This is a genomic window from Halomonas sp. ML-15 (genome assembly GCF_014779595.1).
Taxonomy (GTDB): domain Bacteria; phylum Pseudomonadota; class Gammaproteobacteria; order Pseudomonadales; family Halomonadaceae; genus Franzmannia.
The window spans coordinates 117,422-138,987 of record NZ_JACXZT010000010.1 but is presented as its reverse complement, the minus strand read 5'-3'; the positions used below and the strand labels follow the sequence as shown (position 1 = coordinate 138,987).

Annotated in this window: 19 protein-coding genes; all 19 read right to left on the bottom strand. The window is 59.6% G+C overall.

The genetic code is table 11. The features are described from left to right. Positions 1-47 precede the first annotated feature (47 nt). Positions 48-2,069, bottom strand: coding sequence for a sigma-54-dependent Fis family transcriptional regulator (locus IEI94_RS07635; RefSeq protein ID WP_191166716.1), 2,022 nt, complete (start codon positions 2,067-2,069; stop codon positions 48-50). Positions 2,070-2,250: 181 nt separating this feature from the next. Further along, the gene (locus tag IEI94_RS07630) at positions 2,251-2,979 is read right to left on the bottom strand and encodes a hypothetical protein (RefSeq protein WP_191166715.1); all 729 of its coding nucleotides are present in this window, start codon (positions 2,977-2,979) and stop codon (positions 2,251-2,253) included. Between the two features lie 74 nt (positions 2,980-3,053). Then, complete coding sequence (locus IEI94_RS07625) at positions 3,054-3,437, bottom strand: VOC family protein (protein ID WP_191166714.1); 384 nt, start codon at positions 3,435-3,437, stop codon at positions 3,054-3,056. A gap of 21 nt (positions 3,438-3,458) precedes the next feature. Next, a complete protein-coding gene (locus IEI94_RS07620) occupies positions 3,459-4,406 on the bottom strand; it encodes a 3-hydroxyacyl-CoA dehydrogenase (protein WP_191166713.1) in 948 nt (315 codons plus the stop codon). Between the two features lie 48 nt (positions 4,407-4,454). Next, a complete protein-coding gene (locus tag IEI94_RS07615; RefSeq protein ID WP_191166712.1) occupies positions 4,455-5,393 on the bottom strand; it encodes an ABC transporter permease in 939 nt (312 codons plus the stop codon). A gap of 76 nt (positions 5,394-5,469) precedes the next feature. Continuing rightward, the gene (locus tag IEI94_RS07610; protein ID WP_191166711.1) at positions 5,470-7,032 is read right to left on the bottom strand and encodes an ABC transporter substrate-binding protein; all 1,563 of its coding nucleotides are present in this window, start codon (positions 7,030-7,032) and stop codon (positions 5,470-5,472) included. A gap of 58 nt (positions 7,033-7,090) precedes the next feature. Further along, positions 7,091-8,023: an ABC transporter permease gene (locus IEI94_RS07605; RefSeq protein ID WP_191166710.1), complete on the bottom strand. Its 933-nt coding sequence runs from the start codon at positions 8,021-8,023 to the stop codon at positions 7,091-7,093. Between the two features lie 24 nt (positions 8,024-8,047). Continuing rightward, a complete protein-coding gene (locus IEI94_RS07600) occupies positions 8,048-9,064 on the bottom strand; it encodes an ABC transporter ATP-binding protein (RefSeq protein ID WP_191166709.1) in 1,017 nt (338 codons plus the stop codon). Between the two features lie 2 nt (positions 9,065-9,066). Next, complete coding sequence (locus IEI94_RS07595; RefSeq protein WP_191166708.1) at positions 9,067-10,086, bottom strand: ABC transporter ATP-binding protein; 1,020 nt, start codon at positions 10,084-10,086, stop codon at positions 9,067-9,069. Between the two features lie 64 nt (positions 10,087-10,150). Further along, on the bottom strand, positions 10,151-11,194 hold the full coding sequence (locus IEI94_RS07590) for an NAD(P)-dependent alcohol dehydrogenase (protein WP_191166707.1): 1,044 nt from the start codon (positions 11,192-11,194) through the stop codon (positions 10,151-10,153). A gap of 237 nt (positions 11,195-11,431) precedes the next feature. Further along, the gene (locus IEI94_RS07585) at positions 11,432-13,513 is read right to left on the bottom strand and encodes a HelD family protein (RefSeq protein ID WP_191166706.1); all 2,082 of its coding nucleotides are present in this window, start codon (positions 13,511-13,513) and stop codon (positions 11,432-11,434) included. Further along, a complete protein-coding gene (locus IEI94_RS07580) occupies positions 13,510-15,129 on the bottom strand; it encodes a peptide chain release factor 3 (protein WP_191166705.1) in 1,620 nt (539 codons plus the stop codon). The genes IEI94_RS07585 and IEI94_RS07580 overlap by 4 nt, the downstream gene beginning before the upstream one ends. A gap of 85 nt (positions 15,130-15,214) precedes the next feature. Then, positions 15,215-15,451 (bottom strand): hypothetical protein, encoded by a 237-nt coding sequence (locus IEI94_RS07575; RefSeq protein WP_191166704.1) that lies wholly within the window; start codon positions 15,449-15,451, stop codon positions 15,215-15,217. Positions 15,452-15,792: 341 nt separating this feature from the next. Beyond that, on the bottom strand, positions 15,793-16,647 hold the full coding sequence (locus tag IEI94_RS07570; protein WP_191166703.1) for a universal stress protein: 855 nt from the start codon (positions 16,645-16,647) through the stop codon (positions 15,793-15,795). Positions 16,648-16,686: 39 nt separating this feature from the next. Then, entirely contained in the window at positions 16,687-16,911 is a 225-nt protein-coding gene (locus tag IEI94_RS07565) for a hypothetical protein (RefSeq protein WP_191166702.1), read from the bottom strand. A 76-nt stretch (positions 16,912-16,987) separates the two neighbouring features. Beyond that, the gene (locus tag IEI94_RS07560) at positions 16,988-18,478 is read right to left on the bottom strand and encodes a SulP family inorganic anion transporter (RefSeq protein WP_191166701.1); all 1,491 of its coding nucleotides are present in this window, start codon (positions 18,476-18,478) and stop codon (positions 16,988-16,990) included. A gap of 411 nt (positions 18,479-18,889) precedes the next feature. Continuing rightward, positions 18,890-19,684: a slipin family protein gene (locus IEI94_RS07555; RefSeq protein WP_191166700.1), complete on the bottom strand. Its 795-nt coding sequence runs from the start codon at positions 19,682-19,684 to the stop codon at positions 18,890-18,892. A gap of 49 nt (positions 19,685-19,733) precedes the next feature. Beyond that, positions 19,734-21,173 carry an NfeD family protein gene (locus tag IEI94_RS07550; protein WP_191166699.1) on the bottom strand — a complete coding sequence of 480 codons (1,440 nt, stop codon included), beginning with the start codon at positions 21,171-21,173 and terminating at the stop codon, positions 19,734-19,736. A gap of 84 nt (positions 21,174-21,257) precedes the next feature. Then, on the bottom strand, positions 21,258-21,413 hold the full coding sequence (locus IEI94_RS07545; protein ID WP_191166698.1) for a hypothetical protein: 156 nt from the start codon (positions 21,411-21,413) through the stop codon (positions 21,258-21,260). Positions 21,414-21,566: the final 153 nt, after the last annotated feature.

Here is a 21,566-nt window from a genome sequence, read left to right as displayed (position 1 = left end):
GTTACCTCGGTGTTGTCATTATCGGGAGGATGCTGACGACTGAAGCGTCAAGGTGACTGCTTCAGGTACTTATAAACCGTACTGCGCGATACCCCGACGTCGCGCGCTACCTTCGAGACGTTGAACATATGCCGCTTGCATGCCCGCTGAATACGCTCGGCCAGCAGTCTCTGGCGGGTATCACTGGCGCCTGTCACTGCCGGGCGCAGCGATGAGGAATCATTGTCAGGCTGGCTGACCGCATGTACTTTTTCGCGCTGCCGGTTCGGATCGGGTATACCCACTAGTGCTTCCATCTCGAAAGTGGCCAGCACATGTTTTCTGGTAACTTTTCTCTCATCATTCAGCACCACAAGCCGAGTGAGGAAATTGCGCAGCTCGCGGATATTACCTGGCCAGTCGTGACTCTGAAGCTCATCAAGGCCACAGCGTGATAGCGTGACGGTGGGATCTATTTTTTTAAGAATATGTTGCGCCAAATCAGCAAAGTCCGAGCGCTCACAAATATTGGGCAACTGAATGGAAATAGTACTCAGCCGATAGAAAAGATCAGAGCGAAATCCGCCCGCCATGACGGCTTCATGAAGATTGGCATTGGTTGCGGCCACTATTTGTATGTCAACGCGTATATCATTCGTCCCCCCCACCTTTCGATAGCGGCGATTATCCAGCACGCGAAGTAATTTTACTTGAGTTGCCAGGGGGAGCTCACCCAGCTCATCCAGGAAAATGGTGCCTCCATTAGCCTGGTGAAATAGTCCATCTGCACCGCCTTTTCGAGAGCCTGTGAAGGCACCATCGACATAGCCGAACAGCTCGGACTCAACGAGATTCTCTGGAATCGCACCGCAGTTTACCGGCACGAAATCGCCCTCTCTTCCGCTCGCTTGGTGGATATACTTCGCGAAAACTTCCTTGCCGGTTCCAGTCTCGCCGGTAATAAGAATAGGCAGTGAACGTTTGACCGCGTTATTCAGATATTTCAGTCGCTCAAGAAGCTGAGGGTCATTGGCTACGAAGCGAGTGTTCAGGCAGGGATCTTCCTGTTGAGGGTCGGAATCAGATACTCTCTGCCCCCTCTCGACATCTGTCGTCGACATATCTGCCCTGGACTGAAGCGTATGGGTAGTGTGCAGCAAGTTGGTATTCTCTACCGATAGAAAGTAGTGACTCCCCACATGGTCCGCGACCATGGTTTCTCCCGTGGCCAAAACCTTGTCAATGACATCGCCAAACGGCGAAGTAAAGAGATCATTGAAATGGCTATCCCGTGAGATATTCAAACCGTCAAGAATGAATAGCGCCTGGCGGTTGGCGGCCAAGAGCTGGCCATCAGGCGTCAACGCAATCAGGCCGGCACTGACGGTATAGCGGTACTCCCGGCGGCTATGGAAAGACAGAATCAAGTGCTGCTGGTACTGCTCTCGGAAATAGCCCATCTCGATCGTCTTCGCCGAAAAGTTCACTAGTGCCAGCGTGTGGGGTGGCCGCGGACAAGAATCAGACGAAGCATCCAGGATCGCGATAATCTGGCCATCAGGGTCGAAGATCGGCGCGGCAGCACAGGTTAGCGTCTTGTAGCGATCGAGATAATGCTCCCCTGCATGCACCAGCACAGGATGCTGGACAAGTGCACAGGTGCCGAGAGCGTTAGTCCCCCGGAGTGACTCCTGCCAAAGCGAACCAAGCCGGATATTGCGCTCATGCGCTACCCGCTTGAAATCGCTGTCGGCCCGCGCGTCCATGATCATCCCCGACTCATTGGCCAGCGCAACGGCAAAGCGCGTTCCGGCGATTTGGCCGTAAAGTAGATCGAGTTCGGCCCTAGCAATGCGACGTATTGAGTCGAGACGTTCTCGTTCGTCACTCAAAATGGTCTTGGCTACGTAGTTCAGTTCAGGCTCATCTTCTGGCGCGAGCCCCACTGCCTTGCAGCGACGCCAAGAGGCCTCGATCAACGCCTCCTGTGTCACCTCGCTCTGCGCCATCCTGGCTGGAACTGTGTCCATACCGCGTCGACTTTTGCGCTCTAGCGATGCGTGTCGATGATTATTATCACTGGATAACATGGCGTACTCCTCCCGATTCGCCGGCAGCTTGGGAGGCCACTGGCGATCATTTTTATTGTTATATAGTAACAATCTTGAAGGATCCGACTTCATTGAAAGTTAACCATGTCCGTGACGGAAGTGTCCAACCAAGGATGTAAGTGATTAACGACAGTCTCATGGCGGAGCTAAGGCGTATGCCTCATGGCAGTGGCGCCGCATCGCCATCGGTGCCTACCGAAAAGATGTCGTACTCGCGAATGCCGGGCTCGCGCTGGCCGGTGATGCCCACCCAGCCGTTGGCACCCACGTGCTCCGGCTCGACATCTGCCACGTCGTAGTGCCACCAGTCCGGCTCTGCCTCGCCGTCCCGCCACGCCTTTGCCTTGACCTGCAGCGCACCGCCCTTGGCCTCAACCCGCACGCGCAGCCAGCACCAGTCGTCGGGCTGCCAGGGAAAGAAGCTCTCACCCCAGACCTTGGCGACACCGTGGGGACGCTCAGGGCCTCGCTGCGCCTCGCCGTCGGGGTTATAGGCGATCAGAAACAGAGTCTGACGCTGCTCCAGCTTCGGCGCCTCATGCTCCACCAGGGCATGGTTGGCACCCTTGAAACACTCGCAGGTCACGCCCTGCTCGGTGCCACGCTCGCCCTCGCCGTCGCCACGCACGATTACACCGAACCTGGCATCACCGCTGCTACTCCGCATGCGCGCCAACACTTCATAGCAGGACGAGCCCCGAGGCACCTGCTCCCAGGCCCAGGCGCGACGGTTGTTGACGTCAATCTGGTGCCTGAGCAACTTGCCACCGATGGCGTCAGCCGCTTCGCGTACCTCGAGATGGTGCCCACCGGGAATCCAGGCATCCCGCCAATCAGCAGGAGGCCCGCCGCTGGGGTAATCGGAAAAGTCCGTCAGATATTGCGCCACGCAGACCTCCTAATATTCACGACATATATCGATGCAGCCCTATCAGACTGAAAGGGCTGCATCACGTCAGGCACTCATGCGGTTTCCGGCATCTCCCGAAGCTCCAACTTATAGCCCGTGGGATCGACGGCAAAGGCGATCCGCATGCCGTTCTGCATGGTCTTGGGCAGCAGCGAGAACTCGACCCCACGCGACTTCCACTCTTCATAGGTGTCGTCGACGCTCACCACGTCAAAGGCCATATGGCCGTAGCCGTCCCCCAGGTCGTAGGAGCGACCGTCGTGGTTGTAGGTCAGCTCGATCTCGTGCCCGCTCTTGGGCTCGCGCAGGAAGGCGATGGTGGCATCGTTCCCGGGGAGATCCTCCTTGGTCACGAGCTCAAGCCCAATCTTCTGGGTATAAAAGTCGATAGATTCATCCAGATTTTCTACACGAATCATGGTGTGTACCAGTCGCATTGCTTGCTCCTTCGTCGGCGATTACTTGATATTCTCGTTGGCCCACTTCTTGTGCACCGCCAGCGCCATCAGCCGGCGATCCCGCCACTGCTGACGCGCCTTGTGCTGGTCCATCGGTATCCGCTCACGAAAGCTCTTGTCGATGTAGTCCAGTAGCGGGCCGGCCCAGGGCACGAGGTCGCGCTGCTCCATGGCGATATTGCGGTTCATGGCCTCGTACTTCTCGGCATATTCCTTGAAGCCGTTTGGTGCGTTGAGATCGCCGACTTCCAGGGGACCGATGAACGACCAGCGCTGACTGATGCCTTCCGACATCGCCTTGTCCACATCCGCCGGCGACACCACGCCCATGGCGACCAGGCGGAACGCCTCCTGCAGGATCGGCGACTGGAATCGGTTCATGATGAAGCCGGTGATCTCCTTGTGCAGAGTGATCGGCGACATGCCCATGGCTTCGAGTCGCTCGCGGGTCTTCTGAGTGACCTTGGGGTCGGTCCAGGGCGCTGGAACCAACTCGAGAATCGTCACCACATAGGGCGGGTTAGTGGGGTGGACGATCATGCAGCGATGACGCCCCTCCAGCTCCTCGGTGAACTTGGAGGTCACGATCGACGAGGAGGAGCTGGCAAGCACCGCATCCTTAGGGGCAATCTTGTCGAGTTTGGCGAACAGCTCACGCTTGAGTTCAAGCACTTCCGGGGCGTTCTCCTGAACATGGATCGCCCCCTCCACGGCCTCCTCCATGGTCTTGACCGGTATCATCCGGCTCATTACATCATCGGTGGTGCGGTCGTTAAGCAGGCCATTCTGCTCCAGATCAGCCACCGTCTCGCGCATCAAGGGAATGGCCTCCTCCGCCGCACCACCCTTGGGATCGTATAGGGTGACTTCGTAACCACCCCGCGAAAAGCAGATGGCAAAGGCGCGTCCGATAATGCCGCTTCCGATCATTGCTACACGTTCCGCCATGATCATTCTCCTTGGTCTATCTTGTGGTTGTTAGCAGTCAGGATCCGTTTAACGATTCACGACCCTCGGATCCAACAGGGTATAAAGCATGTCTGCCAGCAGATTCAGGGTGATATAGAGCGCGGCCACCGTGGTCAGGCCCGCCGCCACGACAGGGATGTCGAGCATACGGATGGAGTCCATCAGCAGGCGCCCAAAACCCGGCCAGGCAAAGACGGTCTCGATCACCATGGAGCCGGCCAGGATCCAGCCAAACTGCAGGGCGTAGAGAGTCACGTAGGGAATCAGCGCATTGCGCAGGGCGTGCACGTAGATGACCTTGGTCTCGCTGAGCCCCTTGGCACGTGCCGTGCGTACATAGTCCTCGTTGATGACCTCCAGCACGGTGGAACGCATCATCCGGGTCAGATAGGCCATCGGCATCAGCGATAGCACCACCATCGGCATCAGGATGTATCGCGCCTGAGTCCATATCGGCGAGCCGGGGTCAGCACGGCCGGAAGATGGCAGAATGCCCAGCGCAGAAGAGAACAGCAGGATGGCCATGATGCCAACCCAGAAATTGGGTGCCGCCTGACCAATCAGGGCCACGAAACGGGCGACATAGTCGATCATGGTGTTGCGGTGAACGGCGCTGATAACCCCCACCGGAATAGAGACCAGGGCGGCCAGCAGCATGGCAGGAAGTGCCAGTTCGGCTGAACGGCCTAGTCGTTCGAGAATAATGGGCACCACATCGGTGCGCTGGCGATAGGAAACGCCGAAATCCAGCTGTACCGCACTACGCATGAACTCGAAATATTGCACGATCATCGGTCGGTCGAAGCCCATCGAACGACGATAGCGCTCGAGCACTTCGGAGGACGCATCGGGCCCTACGTACATCATCGCAGGGTCCCCGATGACGAACATCATCAGAAAGGCCAGGGTCAGGGCAGCCAGGATCACGATCAAACCCTGGACCATTCGGTTGGCGAGATAGAACATCGACGGCGCTCCTGGAAAGCTATCTTGTTATGGTGGCCAAGAGGCAGCCGGCCGTAGCCGGCTGCTTCACGGCGGGTTACTCCTTCACGTAGATGGAGGCCCAGTCTTCCACGAGCATTGAGGGGTGGGGATAGTAGCCACCAATACGCTCATTGACACCCATGGGAATCGGCATCAGATAGGTATAGAGCCACGGCGGATCCTCGTGCAGGATCTCCTGCATCGCGTAGTTCAACTCCTGCCGGCGATCTTCATCGATCGTCGAAGCGAGCTCGCGATACATCTCTTCCCACTCTTCATAGCGATCGCTGTAGGTCGCCCAGTGGGTCGAGTTGGTCTGACGCCCATCATGCACCGCCCACATATCGGTTTCCGGGGTATTCTCGGCCGCAGACCAGGCGAAAGCGTGCACGCTCAGGGTCCGTGCCGCCCAGCGCTCGCGCACCACGCTCCAGTCGAGCTGACGCACTTCACCGACGTCTACGCCGATAGCGCCCCAATAGGCCGCGGCAATCTCTGCATAGTCGAAGGACTCCGGGGTCATCACGTCGATGGTGTCGATACGGAAACCGTCGGGATAGCCCGCCTCTGCCATCAGCTCCATGGCCCGCTCGAGATCGAAGGGATAGGGGTCGAGATCGGGATTGTCATTGGGCGGGTTGACCACGTTGACCATCTGCAGGTCCTGGTTACCAAATGCCAGGGCATCCACCATCTCATCTCGATCAATGGCGTAGTTGAGTGCCCGGCGGACCCGAGGATCACGCAGCTCTTCGTACATATCCATGTTCAAGCCCAGCATGCCGCGTACCAGACTTGGGCCGATCACGGTGGTCACACCGTCGGCATTTTCAGCGCTATCCACCAGATCGGGACGCAGGCGAATGATGTCGACATTTCCATCGATCAGCTCCGACAGGGCAGTCGACTCTTCGGGGATGTTACGGAATACCAGCTGCTCGATGTTGCTGTTGTCGTACCAGCCCCAGTAGTCGTCATGCCGATCGAGGATCACTCGATCGTCGGCACGGTATTCGTTGAGTTTATAGGGACCGGTGCCCATCGGCTGGAAACGCTTATCGTCGATCTCTGCGATGGCCTGGTAGTGCCCCGGCTCCATGATAAAGGCGCCGTTGCGCGATAGCTGGCTAGGCAGAATTGGCGCCGGCTCGGTAGTATGAATAATGACCTCATGGTCATTCACAATTTCCACGTGGTCGATGGGCACATCGAGGAACTTGTCACCGCTCGGAAAATCATCCCGAAACGGTCTCTCGATACTGTACTTGACAGCTTCGGCAGTGAAAGGCTCACCATTGTGGAAGGTAACCCCCTCACGGAGCTTGAACCGCCAGGCATTCTCGCCCTCGACAGGCTCCCACTCGGTGGCCAGCGCCGGACGAAGCCCACTCTTCTCCCCCTCTTCTGCGCGGGCGTCGAAGTCCCATACCAGTGGCTCGAACATGGCGTTCGAGACCATCTGCTCGGAGTAGTTGACATTCATCACCGGATCACCGATGACGTCGATAGTTTCATACAGGACGTAGGTTACCGTATGGGCTTGCACGGCACCCGCCATGGCGGTCAAGGCCAGCGATGGCAGGAGTGCGCGACGTATCATCTTGGATGGAATTTTCATTATTGTCTCCCGATTAATATTAGCGTGCTGTCTTATGTTATAAGCGTCTTGTACCTCCTCATTCTGCTTTTACGTCGAAGTGATCCCTTACCCAATCACCTAACAGGTTGAAGGCAAGGACGGTGAAAGTTATCGCCAGACCGGGGAAAAGGGCGAACCACCAGTTGCGCAACATAACGTCTCGCGCATCTGCGATCATATTCCCCCAGGTCGGAATAGCGGGGGGGATCCCCAGACCAAAGAAGCTCAGTGAGGCCTCATAATAAATGGCAATTGCCAGCGTGAAGCTCGCCACCACCAGCATGGATGCCAGCGCATTGGGCAGCACGTGTTTGAAGATCAAACGGATATTACCGGCCCCTAGAGCACGGGCGGCCTGGACGTACTCCGTCTCGCGAACCTTGATGACCTCAGAGCGCACAATACGCGCATAGTAGGCCCACTGGGTCAGTGCGATGACGAAGATCAGTTCGGCCACACCAGAGCCGATCAATGCCATGACGATCAGGCCGATCAGCAGACTGGGAAACGCCAGCTGTAGATCCGCCAAGCGCATGATGATGCTGTCCATCCAGCTGCCGAAAAAGCCGCTGATCAAACCCATGAATATTCCGACCAGACCGCTGGCAATAACCGCTGCTACCGCCACAATCAGGGTCATCTGAGAGGCATGGATCAGGCGACTGAGGATGTCACGGCCCAGCGAATCCGTGCCTAGAAAATAGATAGGGTTGGAATTTGAATCGGTCCACACTGGCCAGAGCATACGGTTACTGATATCCACCGCCCGAGGATCATGGGGCGCGATCCACTGGGCCGTCAGCGCCACGATAATCAGCAAGATCAGAAGCAGCGCCGAACCGAGCGCCGCCTTGGAGCGATACAGCGAGCGCATCGCGCGCTTCCACTCGCTTTTCTTGGGGGCCACCACCTGGGAATCGGGCTGGCCTTTGCCGTTGGATGTATGGCGTGCTGCTGTCGTTGTTGTCATTTTGCTGACTCCTGGTCCGCTATTTCAGCGATGAATGCAGGCCTTGAAATGCCCCGGACTCGTCTCCTCCAGGGGGGGAACAACCCTGGCACACTCATCGGTAGCAATCGGGCAACGCGTACGAAACACGCAGCCGGAAGGCGGGTTAATGGGACTGGGAATATCACCCTTGAGGATGATCCGATTCTGATCATGGCGACGCCGAGGGTCGGGCACCGGCATGGCCGAGAGCAGCGACTGGGTATAGGGATGGACCGGATCGGCATAGAGCTTCTCGGCGGGTGCCATCTCCATCACCCTGCCCAGGTAGAGCACGATCACCTTGTCGCAGGCATGCTCGACCACCCCCAGATCGTGGGAGATCATCAGCATGGAAAACTCGTACTCTTCCTTGAGGTCCTGCAAGAGATTCAGCACCTGGGCCTGTACCGAGACATCCAGGGCGGAGACCGGCTCATCGGCCACCAGCAGCTGTGGGCTGACCGCCAGTGCTCGAGCGATACCGATACGCTGGCGCTGGCCCCCCGAGAACTCATGGGGGTGGCGGTTGACGTGGGCAGGACCCAAGCCCACGGTTTCCAGTAGCCTGGCAATGCGCTCATTGCGCTCGGCCATGCTGTACATGCGGTGCACGTCCAGGCCTTCACGAATGATCGGTCCGACTTTCATACGTGGATTGAGGCTGCCGTAGGGATCCTGAAAGATGATCTGGATCGCCTTGCGCATGGCCATCAGTTGCTTACCCTCGGCGGTTGCCACGTCGGTCTCGCCGAACTGGATGCTGCCCGAGGTCGGGTCGATCAGGCGCATGATCATCCGCCCAATGGTGGTCTTGCCCGAGCCCGACTCACCGACCAGCCCAACCACTTCGCCCTTCTTTACACTGAAAGAGACGTCATCGACAGCCTTCACCTGGCGGCGGTTCTTGGCGAAAAACGTCTTGCCGACCGGAAAGTATTTCTTGAGGTTCACGACGCGTAGCAGTTCATCGTCGTCAAGCGTCTGCTGGCCAGTATCCTGCTTGAGTGCGGCTTCGCTCATGATCAGGCCCCCCCTGCCTTGGCATGGTCATTGATTTCCCGCCAGCGCACGCAGCGCACGCGATGATCACCACCGATGGATTCCAGCGGCGGCACCTGTTTCGTGCAGATATCCTTGGCATACCGACAGCGAGGCTCGAAGCTGCAGCCGGGCGGCAGGTTCTGGGGGCTTGGCACATTGCCGGGAATCGCTACCAGACGGTCCCGCTTGCCCTGCTTATCGCCCACCCAGGACGGAATCGAGTTGAGTAGCCCCTGGGTGTAAGGCATGCTCGGCCGCTCGTAGATATCGAACACGCCGGACTCCTCGACGGCGCGACCGGTGTACATCACCACCACCCGGTCAGCCATCTCGGCGACCACTGCCAGATCGTGGGTGATGAACAGGATGCTGGTGCCGATCTCCTTCTGCAGCTTGCGCATCAGATCGAGGATCTGGGCCTGGATGGTCACATCCAATGCCGTTGTCGGCTCATCGGCGATCAACAGCCGCGGATTGCACGACAGCGCGATGGCGATCATCACCCGCTGACGCATGCCGCCGGAGAGCTGGTGGGGGTACTCCTTGGCGCGCTGGGCGGGCTCGGGAATACTGACCAGATCGAGCATTTCGACAGCGCGCTTCCAGGCCGCCTTCTTGTCGAGTTTCTGGTGCAGGGCGACCGCTTCAGCGATCTGATAGCCGCAGGTAAAGACGGGATTGAGGCTGGTCATCGGCTCCTGAAAGATCATTGAAATGCGATTACCTCTCAGGGCCTGACGCTTATGCTTCTCCATCTTGACCAGATCTTCGCCTTCGAAGAGGATCTCGCCCCCGGCGACATAGCCCTTGCCCTTGGGCAACAGATCCATGATGCCCAGGCTGGTGACGGATTTTCCGGAACCGGACTCACCGACCACGGCCAGGGTCTCACCCTCGTTGATATCGAAGCTGACACCATCCACGGCGGGTACGATGCCGTCGTCGGTCTTGAAGTGGACCTTGAGGTCCTTGACGCTGAGAAGCGGTTTATTTGCTGTCATCGGAACGTGCTCTCTCTAGCAAGAGGAATGTCGCGACCCATCCAGGGCAGGCCACTTAATAAGGCTAGGGAATCAGGACGGCGCGTCCCGGCACTCTTCCGTGATGCAAATCATGTAACGCCTGGTTGGCGTCTTTCAGAGCGTACTCGCGGGTGGCCAGCTCCACGGCACCGCGGTCGGCCAGGGCCATCAGTTCGACCAGCTCGGGGTAGGTGCCCACCAGATTGCCGATGATGCTCTTCTCGGTGACGACCATGTCGATGGTGGGAATCTCGATCTTGCCGCCGTAGCCGATCACGTAGTAGCTACCGTTGGCGCGGGTCATGGCCAGGCCCTTGCTTACCGCATCGCCCTCGCCAACGAAATCGAGCACCGCCTCGGCGCCATGGCCGTTGGTCAGCGACATCACCGCGTCGACTTCGCCACCGTCGGCCTTGATGGCGTGGTGGGCACCGCCCGCTTCGGCGAGTTTGAGGGCCGACTCGGCGCGGTCGATGGCGATGATCTCGGCGCCGCACAGCGCCGCCAGTACCTGTACGCCGATATGCCCAAGACCACCCACCCCCAGCACGACCACCTTCTGGCCGGGCACCAGGTGGCTGGCGGCCTTCTTGGCCGCGTGGTACGCCGTGAGGCCGGCATCGGTGTAAGGCGCAACGTCCTTGGGGGCCAAGCTGCCAGGCAGCGAAATCAGCGCCCGCTCATTGGTGTAGAGATAGTCGGCGTAGCCGCCCTGGGCGTTGATGCCCGGGAAGCTACTGTCATTGGCGTGCATGTCGTTACCACGCCGACAGGCCAGGCAGTGGCCGTTGGTGGCCAGCGGATGGCAGATCACCGGATCGCCTGGCTTCACGCTGGTAACGCCGGGGCCGACCTCCTCCACCCAGCCGGCATTCTCGTGGCCCATGACGAAGGGCAGATCGATCGGAGCATGCTCGCGCCAGATGCCCTCGATGATATGCAGGTCGGTACGACAGACACCTGCACCACCGATCCTGACGATCACGTCGTCGGGCTTATGGATCCTGGGGTCCGGCCAGTCCTCATAGGTAACCAGGTCCGGACGTTCGACCTTCTCGTCGTAGGCATGAAGCACGGCTGCTTTCATGAATCCTCTCCTTGTGCGTTGTGATTGTTATGTCTGACGCTGAGTGGCGGCGTTCAACTATGTTCCATTACTACGGCAATAGTTATGCCAAGCCTTTAAATTCATAAACTTAAAGGCATAGGCACCGAATGGAATGTGTTTTTATGATGTTTAGAAGACAGGGAGAGCGAGCACTTCTGGACAGTTTTGAACAAACCTAATGCTCGGAGAATAGTGAGGAATACAGGTACCCCTCGATTACCCCCTGTCCAGAAAAGCCGTCACCGCGCCGGTATGGGTTAGGCTCAGCCGGTGCATGGCGCGAGTACAGGCCACGTAGAGCAGGTTACGCTCCATGTCGGTGGCGTAGTTCTTGGCCGTGGCCTCGGGCACGATGACCCGATCGAATTCCAGGCCCTTGGCCATATGAGCCGTGCAGACGACGATGCCCTGGCCGAAGGCTGCGCTATTTTCAGCGAGCAGCTGCAAGCGCTCGCACTCGCCGTACTCGCCATTCTCAAGAGCATCAAATACCTTCTTCGCCTGCTTCTGGGTCTTGCAGATGATACCCAGGGTGTTGTGCTGGGAGGCAACGAAGTCGCGGGCCATCTCGCCAATGGTAGCGAGCTCCGCCTTGCGGGTAGGGGCGCGGACCACCTCGGGCTCCTCACCGTGGCGCTCAATCGCCTCTAGCTCAGGGTTGGGCGAGATGCGCTGAGCGAAACGAGTGATCTCCAGGCTCGAGCGGTAACTCTTGTTGAGCGTTACGCAGGAGGACTGGCGCAGCACTCGACGGATCTCTTCAGCCTTGGAGGCACTGTAGGGATTCACTGACTGGTAAGCGTCGCCAAGAATGGTCTTCTTGCAGGCGAACAGCCGACCGATGACCGCGTATTGCACCGCTGTGTAGTCCTGCATCTCATCAATCAGCAGATGCTTGACGTCCCGCCAGCGTGAGCGCACCCCCTCCAGGCGCATCTTCAGGTAGATCAGCGGGAAGACGTCCGCGTACTCGAGCCGTCCCCGCGAGGCGGTCTGAAACAGTTCTGGACGCCCCAGCCAGTCGTAGAAGCCTTTGTAGGTCTCGCGCAGGGTCGTCTGCCGCAGCATCGCCTTGATGGCGGCCTTTAGCGCCTTACGCTCCTCGCGCTCCAGGTCATAGTTGTACTGATTGCCGATCTTGCGCTCGATCTCCCAGCTCACCTGCCGAAGCCGCTCGTTGGTAGGTAGTTGGCGATGCTTGCGGAACACTTCCTCGACTAGCCAGCCAGGCACCAGCCGCCGGGCGATCCACAGGTCGTCGGCAGCGAACCGACTAGCCTCCACATCGGCGGCATAGCGGTCGAGCTCATTCAGAAATTCCGGCGAAGCCTTGTAACGCAGGCGCTCCTTCATCGCCTCGTCGTCTTTCTCTAGCAGCCTCGTGGTCTGCTCGAAGAAACTCTCGAAACGGTACTGGCCGTCGAGCATCTCATCGGCCAGTTCCTCCATACCGACCTGATTGACGGTTTCTTCACCGAGTTCCGGCAGCACATTGGCGATATAGTCGGAAAATACCCGGTTGGGCGAGATGATCAGGATGTCCTCAGAGCGTAGAGTGTCCTTGAAGCGATACAGCAGGTAGGCGATACGGTGCAGGGCGATGGAGGTCTTGCCGGAGCCGGCCACTCCCTGAATCACCAGCACTTGCGCTTCGTCATTACGGATGATGGCGTTCTGGTCACGCTGAATAGTGGCCACGATGTTCTTCATGCTCTCATCGGAGGCACGGCTCAGCTCCTCCTGAAGCACGTCGTCGACCACATGTACCGCGCTGTCGATCATCAGCTCGATCTCGCCGCGTTTGATGCGGAACTGGCGTTTCAGCGTCACCTCGCCCGCGACCTGTCCCTGGGGACTCTCGTAGCTGGCCGGGCCGGTTTCGTAGTCGTAGAACAGCGAGGCGATGGGTGCCCGCCAGTCGTGGACTCGGCTCGCGCCCTCAAGATCATCGTGAAAGTGATGAATACCGATATAGACCGGCTCGGGCTCGCCGCCTCGGGCAAAATCGAAGCGCCCGAAGTAGGGAGAGTGCTTGAGCTTCTCAAGCTTGCGACGCCTGGCCAGCGCATTGTCGCCGGTCATGACTGCCTGCTGGATCGACTCGCGGGCCGATATCTTCTCGATATGGTCCATCTCGTCGCGACTCGACCAGAGGTACTCCTTCTGCGCCTGAATATCATCGGCATAGGCCTTGAGCCGCTGGTCCAGCTCATCCAGGTTGGCGTCGATGCGCGCCAGGGTGTGGTCGAGCTGGCGACGTTCCGCCGCTCGCTCCAGAGTGTCGGCGTTTTGATTCATCGGGTCAGGTTGATCTCGCGGGTGCTATGGAAGTCGATCTCGGGCCACTTCTCTACGGTCAGGTCGAGGATCGAGCGATTGGGTGCCATGAACGCCAGTGCCCCGGCGGCATCTCTGGCCAGTCGATTGGCGTTGGACTGTATGAACCGCTTTAGCGCCGAGGTATCGGCACTACTGACCCATAGCGCCTTGTACACGGGGACGCTGTCGAATGAAGCGTCGACCTTGTACTCGGTAAGCAGACGGTGGGCCACGGTCTCGAACTGCAGTTGCCCAACGGCACCCAGTACCATGCCGGTCTTCTCGAGGGGTTCAAAGACCTGGATCGTGCCCTCCTCGCCAAGCTCCTGCAGCGCCCTGTTGAGCTGCTTGGCGCGCAGCGGGTCGTTGAGCCTGGCGACTTTGAAAATTTCTGGCGAGAAATGCGGGATACCTTCAAGCTCCAATGTCTCGCCCTGGGTTATGACGTCACCGATGCGCAGGCGGCCATGGTTGGGAATGCCGATGATATCCCCCGCATAGGCTTCGCTCAGGTGGCTACGCTGCTGTGCCATGAAGGTGATGGCATGATCCAGCTTGATGGGCTTGCCCGAGCGTAGATGCTTGGCACGCAACCCCTGGCGATACTCTCCCGAGCAGATACGCAGGAAGGCTATACGGTCGCGGTGCAGCGGGTTCATGTTGGCCTGGATCTTGAAGACGATGCCGGTGAAGTTGGCCTCCTCGGGCAGGACTTCGCGCTCCCTGGCGTCCCGTGGCCTGGGGGATGGTGCCCAGGACACCAGCGCCTGAAGAATATCGCGTACGCCGAAGTTGTTGATGGCTGATCCAAAGAACACCGGAGAGAGGTCGCCGGACAGGAACGCCTGGTGATCGAAGGGTGCTGCCGCCTCGCGGACGATCTCCACCTCCTCCTTGAAGGTGGCGTGGGCAATGGGAAAGTGCTCGACCAGATAGGGGTTATCCTCGCCATCCAGTACTTCGACCTCGCTATCCGCCGTGCTATCTCCCGGCGTGAACTTGAGCATCTGATGGCGATGCAGGTCGTAGACCCCGGCAAACTGCTTACCCATGCCAATCGGCCAGGTGACCGGAGCACATGCCAATTTCAGGATATCCTCGATCTCGTCGATCAGCTCCAGCGGCTCGCGCACCTCGCGATCCATCTTGTTGATAAAGGTGATGACCGGGGTCTTGCGCAGCCGGCACACCTCGAGCAACTTGATGGTCTGAGGCTCGACGCCCTTGGCGGCATCGATCACCATCAGGGCAGCATCTACTGCGGTCAGCACTCGGTAGGTGTCTTCCGAGAAGTCCTGGTGGCCCGGCGTATCAAGCAGGTTGATCACGCAGCCTTCATGCTCAAACTGCATGACGGAGCTGGCCACGGAAATCCCGCGCTGCTTCTCGACCTCCATCCAGTCCGAGGTGGCGAACTGATGGCTTTTCTTGCTCTTGACAGTGCCCGCCGAGCGGATCGCTCCACCATACATCAGCAGCTTTTCGGTGAGCGTCGTCTTGCCGGCATCGGGGTGCGAGATGATCGCGAAGGTACGGCGTCTTGCCACCTCCTGCGGGAGCGAGGGGGTCGCATTGTAGCTAGCGGTTGATGACATCTTCGACCTGATCAGAACGGGAAGCTTGGGGCAATTTCGGAAAGCCAATGTAGGCGCTGCGATGCGGTGAGTGTCTCTCGACTCATCACTCCTCTCCCTGGAAACGCCATGAGCGTACGCCGCGCACAAGCGCGCGGTTGGACATGCTCAGAAAGCGCCCCCGCTCCATGATCGCTGACGTGACGCCTGCTCTATGCATGTCCTGATACACTACTAACAGTGAGGCGCGGGTATCGATGGGGAGATGGTCATGAACGCTGACCCAGCCATCCTTCGAGGAGAGCCGTTCAGCATCGGGGAGGAAAGCACCTGTAGTACTCATAAAGATATCCTTTGACACGTCTGAAAGACAGCCAGCCGGACTTCATAAGGCGATGACAGGAAGGCTGCGAAACGCCAAATAGGCAAGGATAACGAGAGCGCTAGGGCGGGGTGAGGCAGGTGTCGGTCAGTAACTGAGGCAACGGATAGCTCCTCTTGCAGTTACCAGCGACCTCAAGAAAGGTATCTGGATAGATATTAACAACAGTTTACGATAACAAATCCTTGAACAGCTGTTCAAGGGAATGGTCTCTACAGCGTTCCACCTCGATTTCCACTTGTTCTGGGATGCCCTCTCAAAAGTCGGCGCACCGCACCCGGCGGGGCCGACTCACTGGACAACTAGCGAAGTAGCAAAACAGGTTTACTCGCGCGCCGCAGCATCTCGGTGGTGGTGCTGCCCACCAGCAGGTGGCGAATCCGCGAGTGGCCGTAGGCGCCCATGACCAGCAGGTCGATGCCTTGCTCCTCCTGGTAGGTACGCAGCGTCTCCTCGACCTCGCCGGCGCGAATCGCGCCCTCGGCCTCATGGCCGGCGTCGCGCAGGGTCTTGAGCGCCCACTCCAGCTGCGAACGGTTATCGCCGGTCTCGGCGCCGACGATCACCACGTGCACCGGGATGCCCTCGAACAGCGGGCTCTTGGCGATCATCTCGACGCCCTTGCGGGTGGTCTTGCTGCCGTCGAAAGCGATCAACACCTTGCTGGGTGCCTGGAACTGATCCGGCACCATCAGAATCGGCCGGTGCAGGGTGCGCACCACCCGCTCGAGGTTGGAGCCCAGGTGATCGACCGCCCGGTGCGCGGTCTCGCCGCGCTTGCCGATCACCAGCAGGCGGATGTCGTTCTCCAGCTCGCTGAGGGTCTCGACCAGGGTGCCGTTGCGCTGACGTGTGCCCGGTTCGCTGACGCCGGCCTCCGCCGCCCGCGTCTTGGCCGCCGCGAGCATTACCCGGCCCTGCTCCTGGGCCAGCTTGGCGCGCTGCTCATCGAGGCTGGCCAGCTCCTCCAGCAGGTGCTCCCGCGATCCCAGGCCGATATTGCCGGACAGGTCCGCCTCGGCGGTCTGCGGGTGGTTGTCCACCACATGCAGGAAGGTCAGCGGTGCCGCCAGGGCCTGGCTGGCCCAGGCGGCGTAGTCGCACACGCCCTCGGAGAACTGCGAGCCGTCGATGGCGGCCATTACCTGATCTGTCATATCCCTCTCCTTGACGGCAGCGATTAGTAATAGTGGTGCTTAGCGAAATACACCGTGATAAGCCGCCCGCGCGGTCAGGTCGGCGCTGCGACGCTCAATGGGATCGCTGCCATACACCCGGTCGCTATCTCGCGGCGTGACGCGACGGTTTTCCCACGGCATGAAGACGCGGCATACGTCGTCCAGGCGCTTGCTGCGGTAGGTCGGCACCACGGTTGAAGCAATCGGGGCAAAGCCGAGATTGAGTAGCTTAAGAAAATACATGCGAATCTCCTTTAACGTTTAGTGAACAAAGAAACGGCAGCCGGCTGGTATTCCAACGGCTGCCATGGGTATCGGATCAGTGACCGCCCATCAGCTTCTCGACGGCGGCGGGATCGTCGTGCACCGCGTAGCGGTCGACGATGGTGGCACTCGCCTCGTTGAGGCCGATCAGCTCGACCTCGGTACCCTCGCGGCGGAACTTGATCACTACCCGGTCCAGGGCCTGGACGGCGGTGATGTCCCAGAAGTGGGCGCGGGACAGGTCGATGGTGACCTTCTCAACGGTCTCCTTGAAATCGAAGGATTCACCGAAACGTTCGGAGGAGGCGAAGAACACCTGGCCGACAATCGTGTAGATACGACGGCTGCCCCCGTCGGTCTCTTCTGACCCGATATAGAGGATATTGCCGACCTTGTTGGCGAAGAACATCGCCGCCAGCAGCACACCGACGAATACGCCAATAGCCAGATTGTGCGTACCTACCGTGGCGACCACGGTAGCCACCATCACGATATTGGTGCTTATCGGGTGCTTCTTGAGATCCTTGATGGACGTCCAGCTGAAGGTACCGATGGAGACCATGATCATCACCGCCACCAGGGCAGCCATGGGAATCTGCGAGACCCAGTCGGCAAGGAACACCACCATCAGCAGCAGCACGACGCCGGCGATCAGCGAGGAAAGCCGACGGCGGCCACCAGACTTGATGTTGATCACTGACTGGCCAATCATCGCGCAGCCCGCCATGCCACCAATCAGGCCGGAGCCGATATTGGCGATGCCCTGACCCTTGCACTCGCGGTTCTTGTTGCTCTTGGTATCGGTGAGATCATCGACGATGGTCGCGGTCATCATCGACTCCAGCAGCCCCACTAGCGTGAGCATCAGCGAGTAGGGCAGCACGATCATCAGGGTCTCGAGGTTGAGCGGCACGTCCGGCCACAGGAAGACCGGCAGGCTGTCGGGCAGCTCGCCCATGTCGCCAACATCACGAATATCCATACCAGTGATCATATACACCGCGGTCAGCACCACGATGCATACCAGCGGCGAAGGAATCGACTTACCGATCGCCGGCAGATAAGGGAAGCCGTAGATGATCGCCAGGCCCGCCACGGTCATGGCGTACACATGCCAGGTCACGCCGGTCAACTCAGGCAGCTGGGCCATGAAGATCAGGATCGCCAGGGCGTTGACGAAGCCGGTCACAACCGAACGCGACACGAAGCGCATCAGCTCGGCGAGCCTGAGATAGCCGGCCGCGATCTGCAGCACCCCGGTGAGCAGAGTAGCCACCAACAGGTACTCGAGGCCGTGATCGCGAACCAGGGTCACCATCAGCAGTGCCATGGCGCCGGTGGCACCGGAGATCATGCCCGAGCGGCCGCCGGTAAAGGCGATGATCACACAGATGGCAAAGGAGGCGTAGAGACCGACCTTGGGGTCGACGCCGGCGATGATCGAGAAGGCGATGGCCTCGGGAATCAGCGCCAGCGCGACGACGATACCCGACAAGGTGTCGCCCTTGAGGTTGGAGAACCAACTCTGTTTCATTGTTTCGAACATTCTGCGGTCCTGTCGAGGGTGTTTATCATGCCCATAGGGCGCCAGGGTGCTATGGCACGGGGTTGCGCAGCGCTGAGATCAATCGAGGGGCCGCCAGATGGCGAGCAGGGCACGCGCGTGCCTGACGATGAACGAGGCATCGCCGAAGAAAGGGGTAGTGCGCTAGGGCGGCGTGGTGCCGGCCTGGAGGGTGCTGCTGCTGGTCAAGGTTAGAAGTCCGTTACTCGTATCGGGTGACGGGCCCTGGCTGTTTCAAGGCATTAGACCTTGGTAGTAGCACTGGCCACATTCGAGCCGCGGATTCTAACAGAGCTTACGCTGCATTGCACCTAAAGGGGGGGATGGGCAAGGCAGCCAGGCGCGGGACTGGTCCATCGGCGGGCCTGCCATCAATGCAGGCCCGCCGAGGGATCACGCCTCGGGATCGGTAGGCGCCTGAGTGCGCGTTTGGGCGGCAGGCGACGCCTTCATCTGCTTGAACGCCTCCATGATATCCATCGGCAGGGGGAAGACGATGGTCGAGGCGTTCTTGTTACTCATATCGCTCATGGTCTGCAGATAGCGCAGCTGCAACGCGGCAGAGTTCTCGGCCATGACGTTGGCGGCCTCGACCAGCTTGCGCGAGGCCTGCAACTCACCCTCGGCGTGAATCACCTTGGCGCGCCGCTCGCGCTCTGCCTCGGCCTGGCGGGCAATGGCACGGATCATGCTCTCGTCGAGGTCGACATGCTTGATCTCGACGTTGGCCACCTTGATCCCCCAGGATTCGGTCTGCGAGTCGAGAATCTCCTGAATGTCGTCGTTGAGCTTGTCGCGCTCGGAGAGCATCTCGTCGAGGTCATGCTTGCCGAGCACCGAGCGCAGCGTGGTCTGGGCCAACTGGCTGGTCGCCACCGTGAAGTTCTCGACCTGGATGATCGCTTTCTCGGGGTCGACGACCCTGAAGTAGAGCACCGCGTTGACCTTGACGGTGACGTTGTCCTGGGAGATGACGTCCTGCTCCGGTACGTCCATGGTGATCACGCGCAGATCGACCACCTCCATCTTCTGAATGCCCGGGATGATGATGATCAACCCCGGCCCTTTGACCGCCTGATAGCGCCCCAGGAAGAACACCACCCCGCGTTTGTACTCCGGCAGGATCCGGATCGATGCCGCCAGTATCATGACCACCAGCACCAGCGGTACGAGATAGGAAATCATCATGGCTGTCTCTCCTTGCATGGAATTACGGGCGAAGTGGTTGAATGATCGCTCAGTCGGGGTCCCGCGGGGCCACCTCGACGGTCAGGCCATCCAGCGCCGTGACCACCAAGGTCTGGCCCTTGGTGACCTGGGTCTGGCTGTGAGCCTTCCAGGATTCGCCATGGAGCCGAACCCGCCCATGGCCGTCGAAATCCCCCAGCGCCACGGCGCGTGCACCGATCAGCTCCTCCTGGCCGGTGCGCACCTTGGTCTTGCGCAGCCCCATGAAGCGGGTCATGGTCCACAGCATAAATACCGCTGCCACCAGCGCCACGCCGCCGATCAGCGGCAGGGAAACCTGCAAGTTATCTGCGTCCATAAGAATCACCGACCCGATCACGAAAGCCACGATGCCGCCAATGCCGAGCACCCCGAAACTCGGCATTAGTGCCTCACCTACGATCAGCGCCAACCCGGCAAGAATCAAGGCCAGACCGGCATAGTTGATAGGCAGCACCTGAAAGGCGAACAGCGCCAGCAGCAGGGAGATAATGCCGATGGTGCCAGGGATCAGGCTGCCAGGGCTGGAGAGTTCGAAGATCAGCCCATAGAAGCCGATGATCATCAGGAAGTAGGCCACGTTGGGATTGGTGATCACCGATAGCAGTTGGGTACGCCAGTCGGGATCGAAACGCTCGATGGTCAAATCAGCAGTCTCCAGGGTGCGCTCACCGCGCTCCATCACCACCTCGCGGCCGTCAATCTGCGCCAGCAGATCCTCGACATCGCTGGCCACCACATCAATGACGTTCATCTCCAGCGCCTGGCGAGCCGTCAGGTTGACCGCCTCGCGCACCGCCTCCTCGGCCCAGTCGGCGTTGCGGTCGTGGCGCTCGGCGAGGCCGCGAATATAGGACACCGCATCTTCGAGGACCTTGCGCTCCATGGCAGTCTCGCCGCGGCGTGGTTCGCGCTCCGCCTCGTCGTTGCCATTGGCCGCTTCATCATCGCCGTTGGCGGCGTCATCCTGATTGCCGTTGGCATCGTCGGCGTCACCGCCGCCGATGCCGGGCAGACCGCCGCCACCCATCTGCACCGGCGTCGCCGAGCCGAGATGGGTCGAGGGTGCCATGGCCGCCACATGACTGGCGTAGGTGAGATAGGTGCCGGCGCTGGCGGCTCGGGCGCCGCTGGGGGAGACATAGATCGCTACCGGGACGTCGGCGGTGAGCATGGCGCGAATCATGTCGCGCATCGAGGCATCCAGGCCACCGGGGGTATCGAGCTGCACCACCACCAGTTCGGCGCCATCCTCGCTGGCCTGGCGCAGCCCACGCTGAAAGTAGTCGCTGGTAGCCGGCCCAATGGCACCGTCGATGGTCATCACCAGCGCGGTGCGCTGCGATTCCTGAGCCTGGGAGTGCCAGGCCAGCAACGCGCCCAATAGCAGGCTCAGCAGACTGACCCACAGCAGCCATCGACGACCGAAGAGGTGCGCACTCGTCAACATGATCCCTGTGCCTCACGTTAGCATTACCAATGTGATGCCGAGGATGGCGGTTCGTTCACTCGACTTCGGTCGGGCGTCGAGTTCTCAATCCGATCGTACTACCAGATACTTGATCATGCTCGCGGCGGCCAGGCCCACCAGCAGCAATCCGGCTGCTCCCATGCCTATCATCATGGCACCGCCTACAGCGCCGTCCATCCAGCCGCACATGGGGCAAAATCCCGTCATCTGTTGCATCATGGTAGATTCCCCTGAGCGTTGAATGCCAAGCATGGCACCCGGGGGCAGCACCAAGGTCAAGACTGTCTGTAAGGCTGCGCCGATGGCTGCGACTGAGCCTATGTCACTGCTATTACAAGGATCTTGCATGCGCCCTGCATTGCCACTCTCCGG

Bases quoted from the DNA above. Each gene is read 5' to 3' on its own strand.
- IEI94_RS07585 (WP_191166706.1), bottom strand. From the start codon at position 13,513: ATGAATCAAAACGCCGACACTCTGGAGCGAGCGGCGGAACGTCGCCAG.
- IEI94_RS07600 (WP_191166709.1), bottom strand. From the start codon at position 9,064: ATGAGCGAAGCCGCACTCAAGCAGGATACTGGCCAGCAGACGCTTGAC.
- IEI94_RS07610 (WP_191166711.1), bottom strand. From the start codon at position 7,032: ATGAAAATTCCATCCAAGATGATACGTCGCGCACTCCTGCCATCGCTG.
- IEI94_RS07605 (WP_191166710.1), bottom strand. From the start codon at position 8,023: ATGACAACAACGACAGCAGCACGCCATACATCCAACGGCAAAGGCCAG.
- IEI94_RS07635 (WP_191166716.1), bottom strand. From the start codon at position 2,069: ATGTTATCCAGTGATAATAATCATCGACACGCATCGCTAGAGCGCAAA.
- IEI94_RS07570 (WP_191166703.1), bottom strand. From the start codon at position 16,647: ATGACAGATCAGGTAATGGCCGCCATCGACGGCTCGCAGTTCTCCGAG.
- IEI94_RS07625 (WP_191166714.1), bottom strand. From the start codon at position 3,437: ATGCGACTGGTACACACCATGATTCGTGTAGAAAATCTGGATGAATCT.
- IEI94_RS07545 (WP_191166698.1), bottom strand. From the start codon at position 21,413: ATGATGCAACAGATGACGGGATTTTGCCCCATGTGCGGCTGGATGGAC.
- IEI94_RS07575 (WP_191166704.1), bottom strand. From the start codon at position 15,451: ATGAGTACTACAGGTGCTTTCCTCCCCGATGCTGAACGGCTCTCCTCG.
- IEI94_RS07620 (WP_191166713.1), bottom strand. From the start codon at position 4,406: ATGGCGGAACGTGTAGCAATGATCGGAAGCGGCATTATCGGACGCGCC.
- IEI94_RS07615 (WP_191166712.1), bottom strand. From the start codon at position 5,393: ATGTTCTATCTCGCCAACCGAATGGTCCAGGGTTTGATCGTGATCCTG.
- IEI94_RS07560 (WP_191166701.1), bottom strand. From the start codon at position 18,478: ATGTTCGAAACAATGAAACAGAGTTGGTTCTCCAACCTCAAGGGCGAC.
- IEI94_RS07590 (WP_191166707.1), bottom strand. From the start codon at position 11,194: ATGAAAGCAGCCGTGCTTCATGCCTACGACGAGAAGGTCGAACGTCCG.
- IEI94_RS07555 (WP_191166700.1), bottom strand. From the start codon at position 19,684: ATGATGATTTCCTATCTCGTACCGCTGGTGCTGGTGGTCATGATACTG.
- IEI94_RS07595 (WP_191166708.1), bottom strand. From the start codon at position 10,086: ATGACAGCAAATAAACCGCTTCTCAGCGTCAAGGACCTCAAGGTCCAC.
- IEI94_RS07550 (WP_191166699.1), bottom strand. From the start codon at position 21,173: ATGTTGACGAGTGCGCACCTCTTCGGTCGTCGATGGCTGCTGTGGGTC.
- IEI94_RS07580 (WP_191166705.1), bottom strand. From the start codon at position 15,129: ATGTCATCAACCGCTAGCTACAATGCGACCCCCTCGCTCCCGCAGGAG.
- IEI94_RS07565 (WP_191166702.1), bottom strand. From the start codon at position 16,911: ATGTATTTTCTTAAGCTACTCAATCTCGGCTTTGCCCCGATTGCTTCA.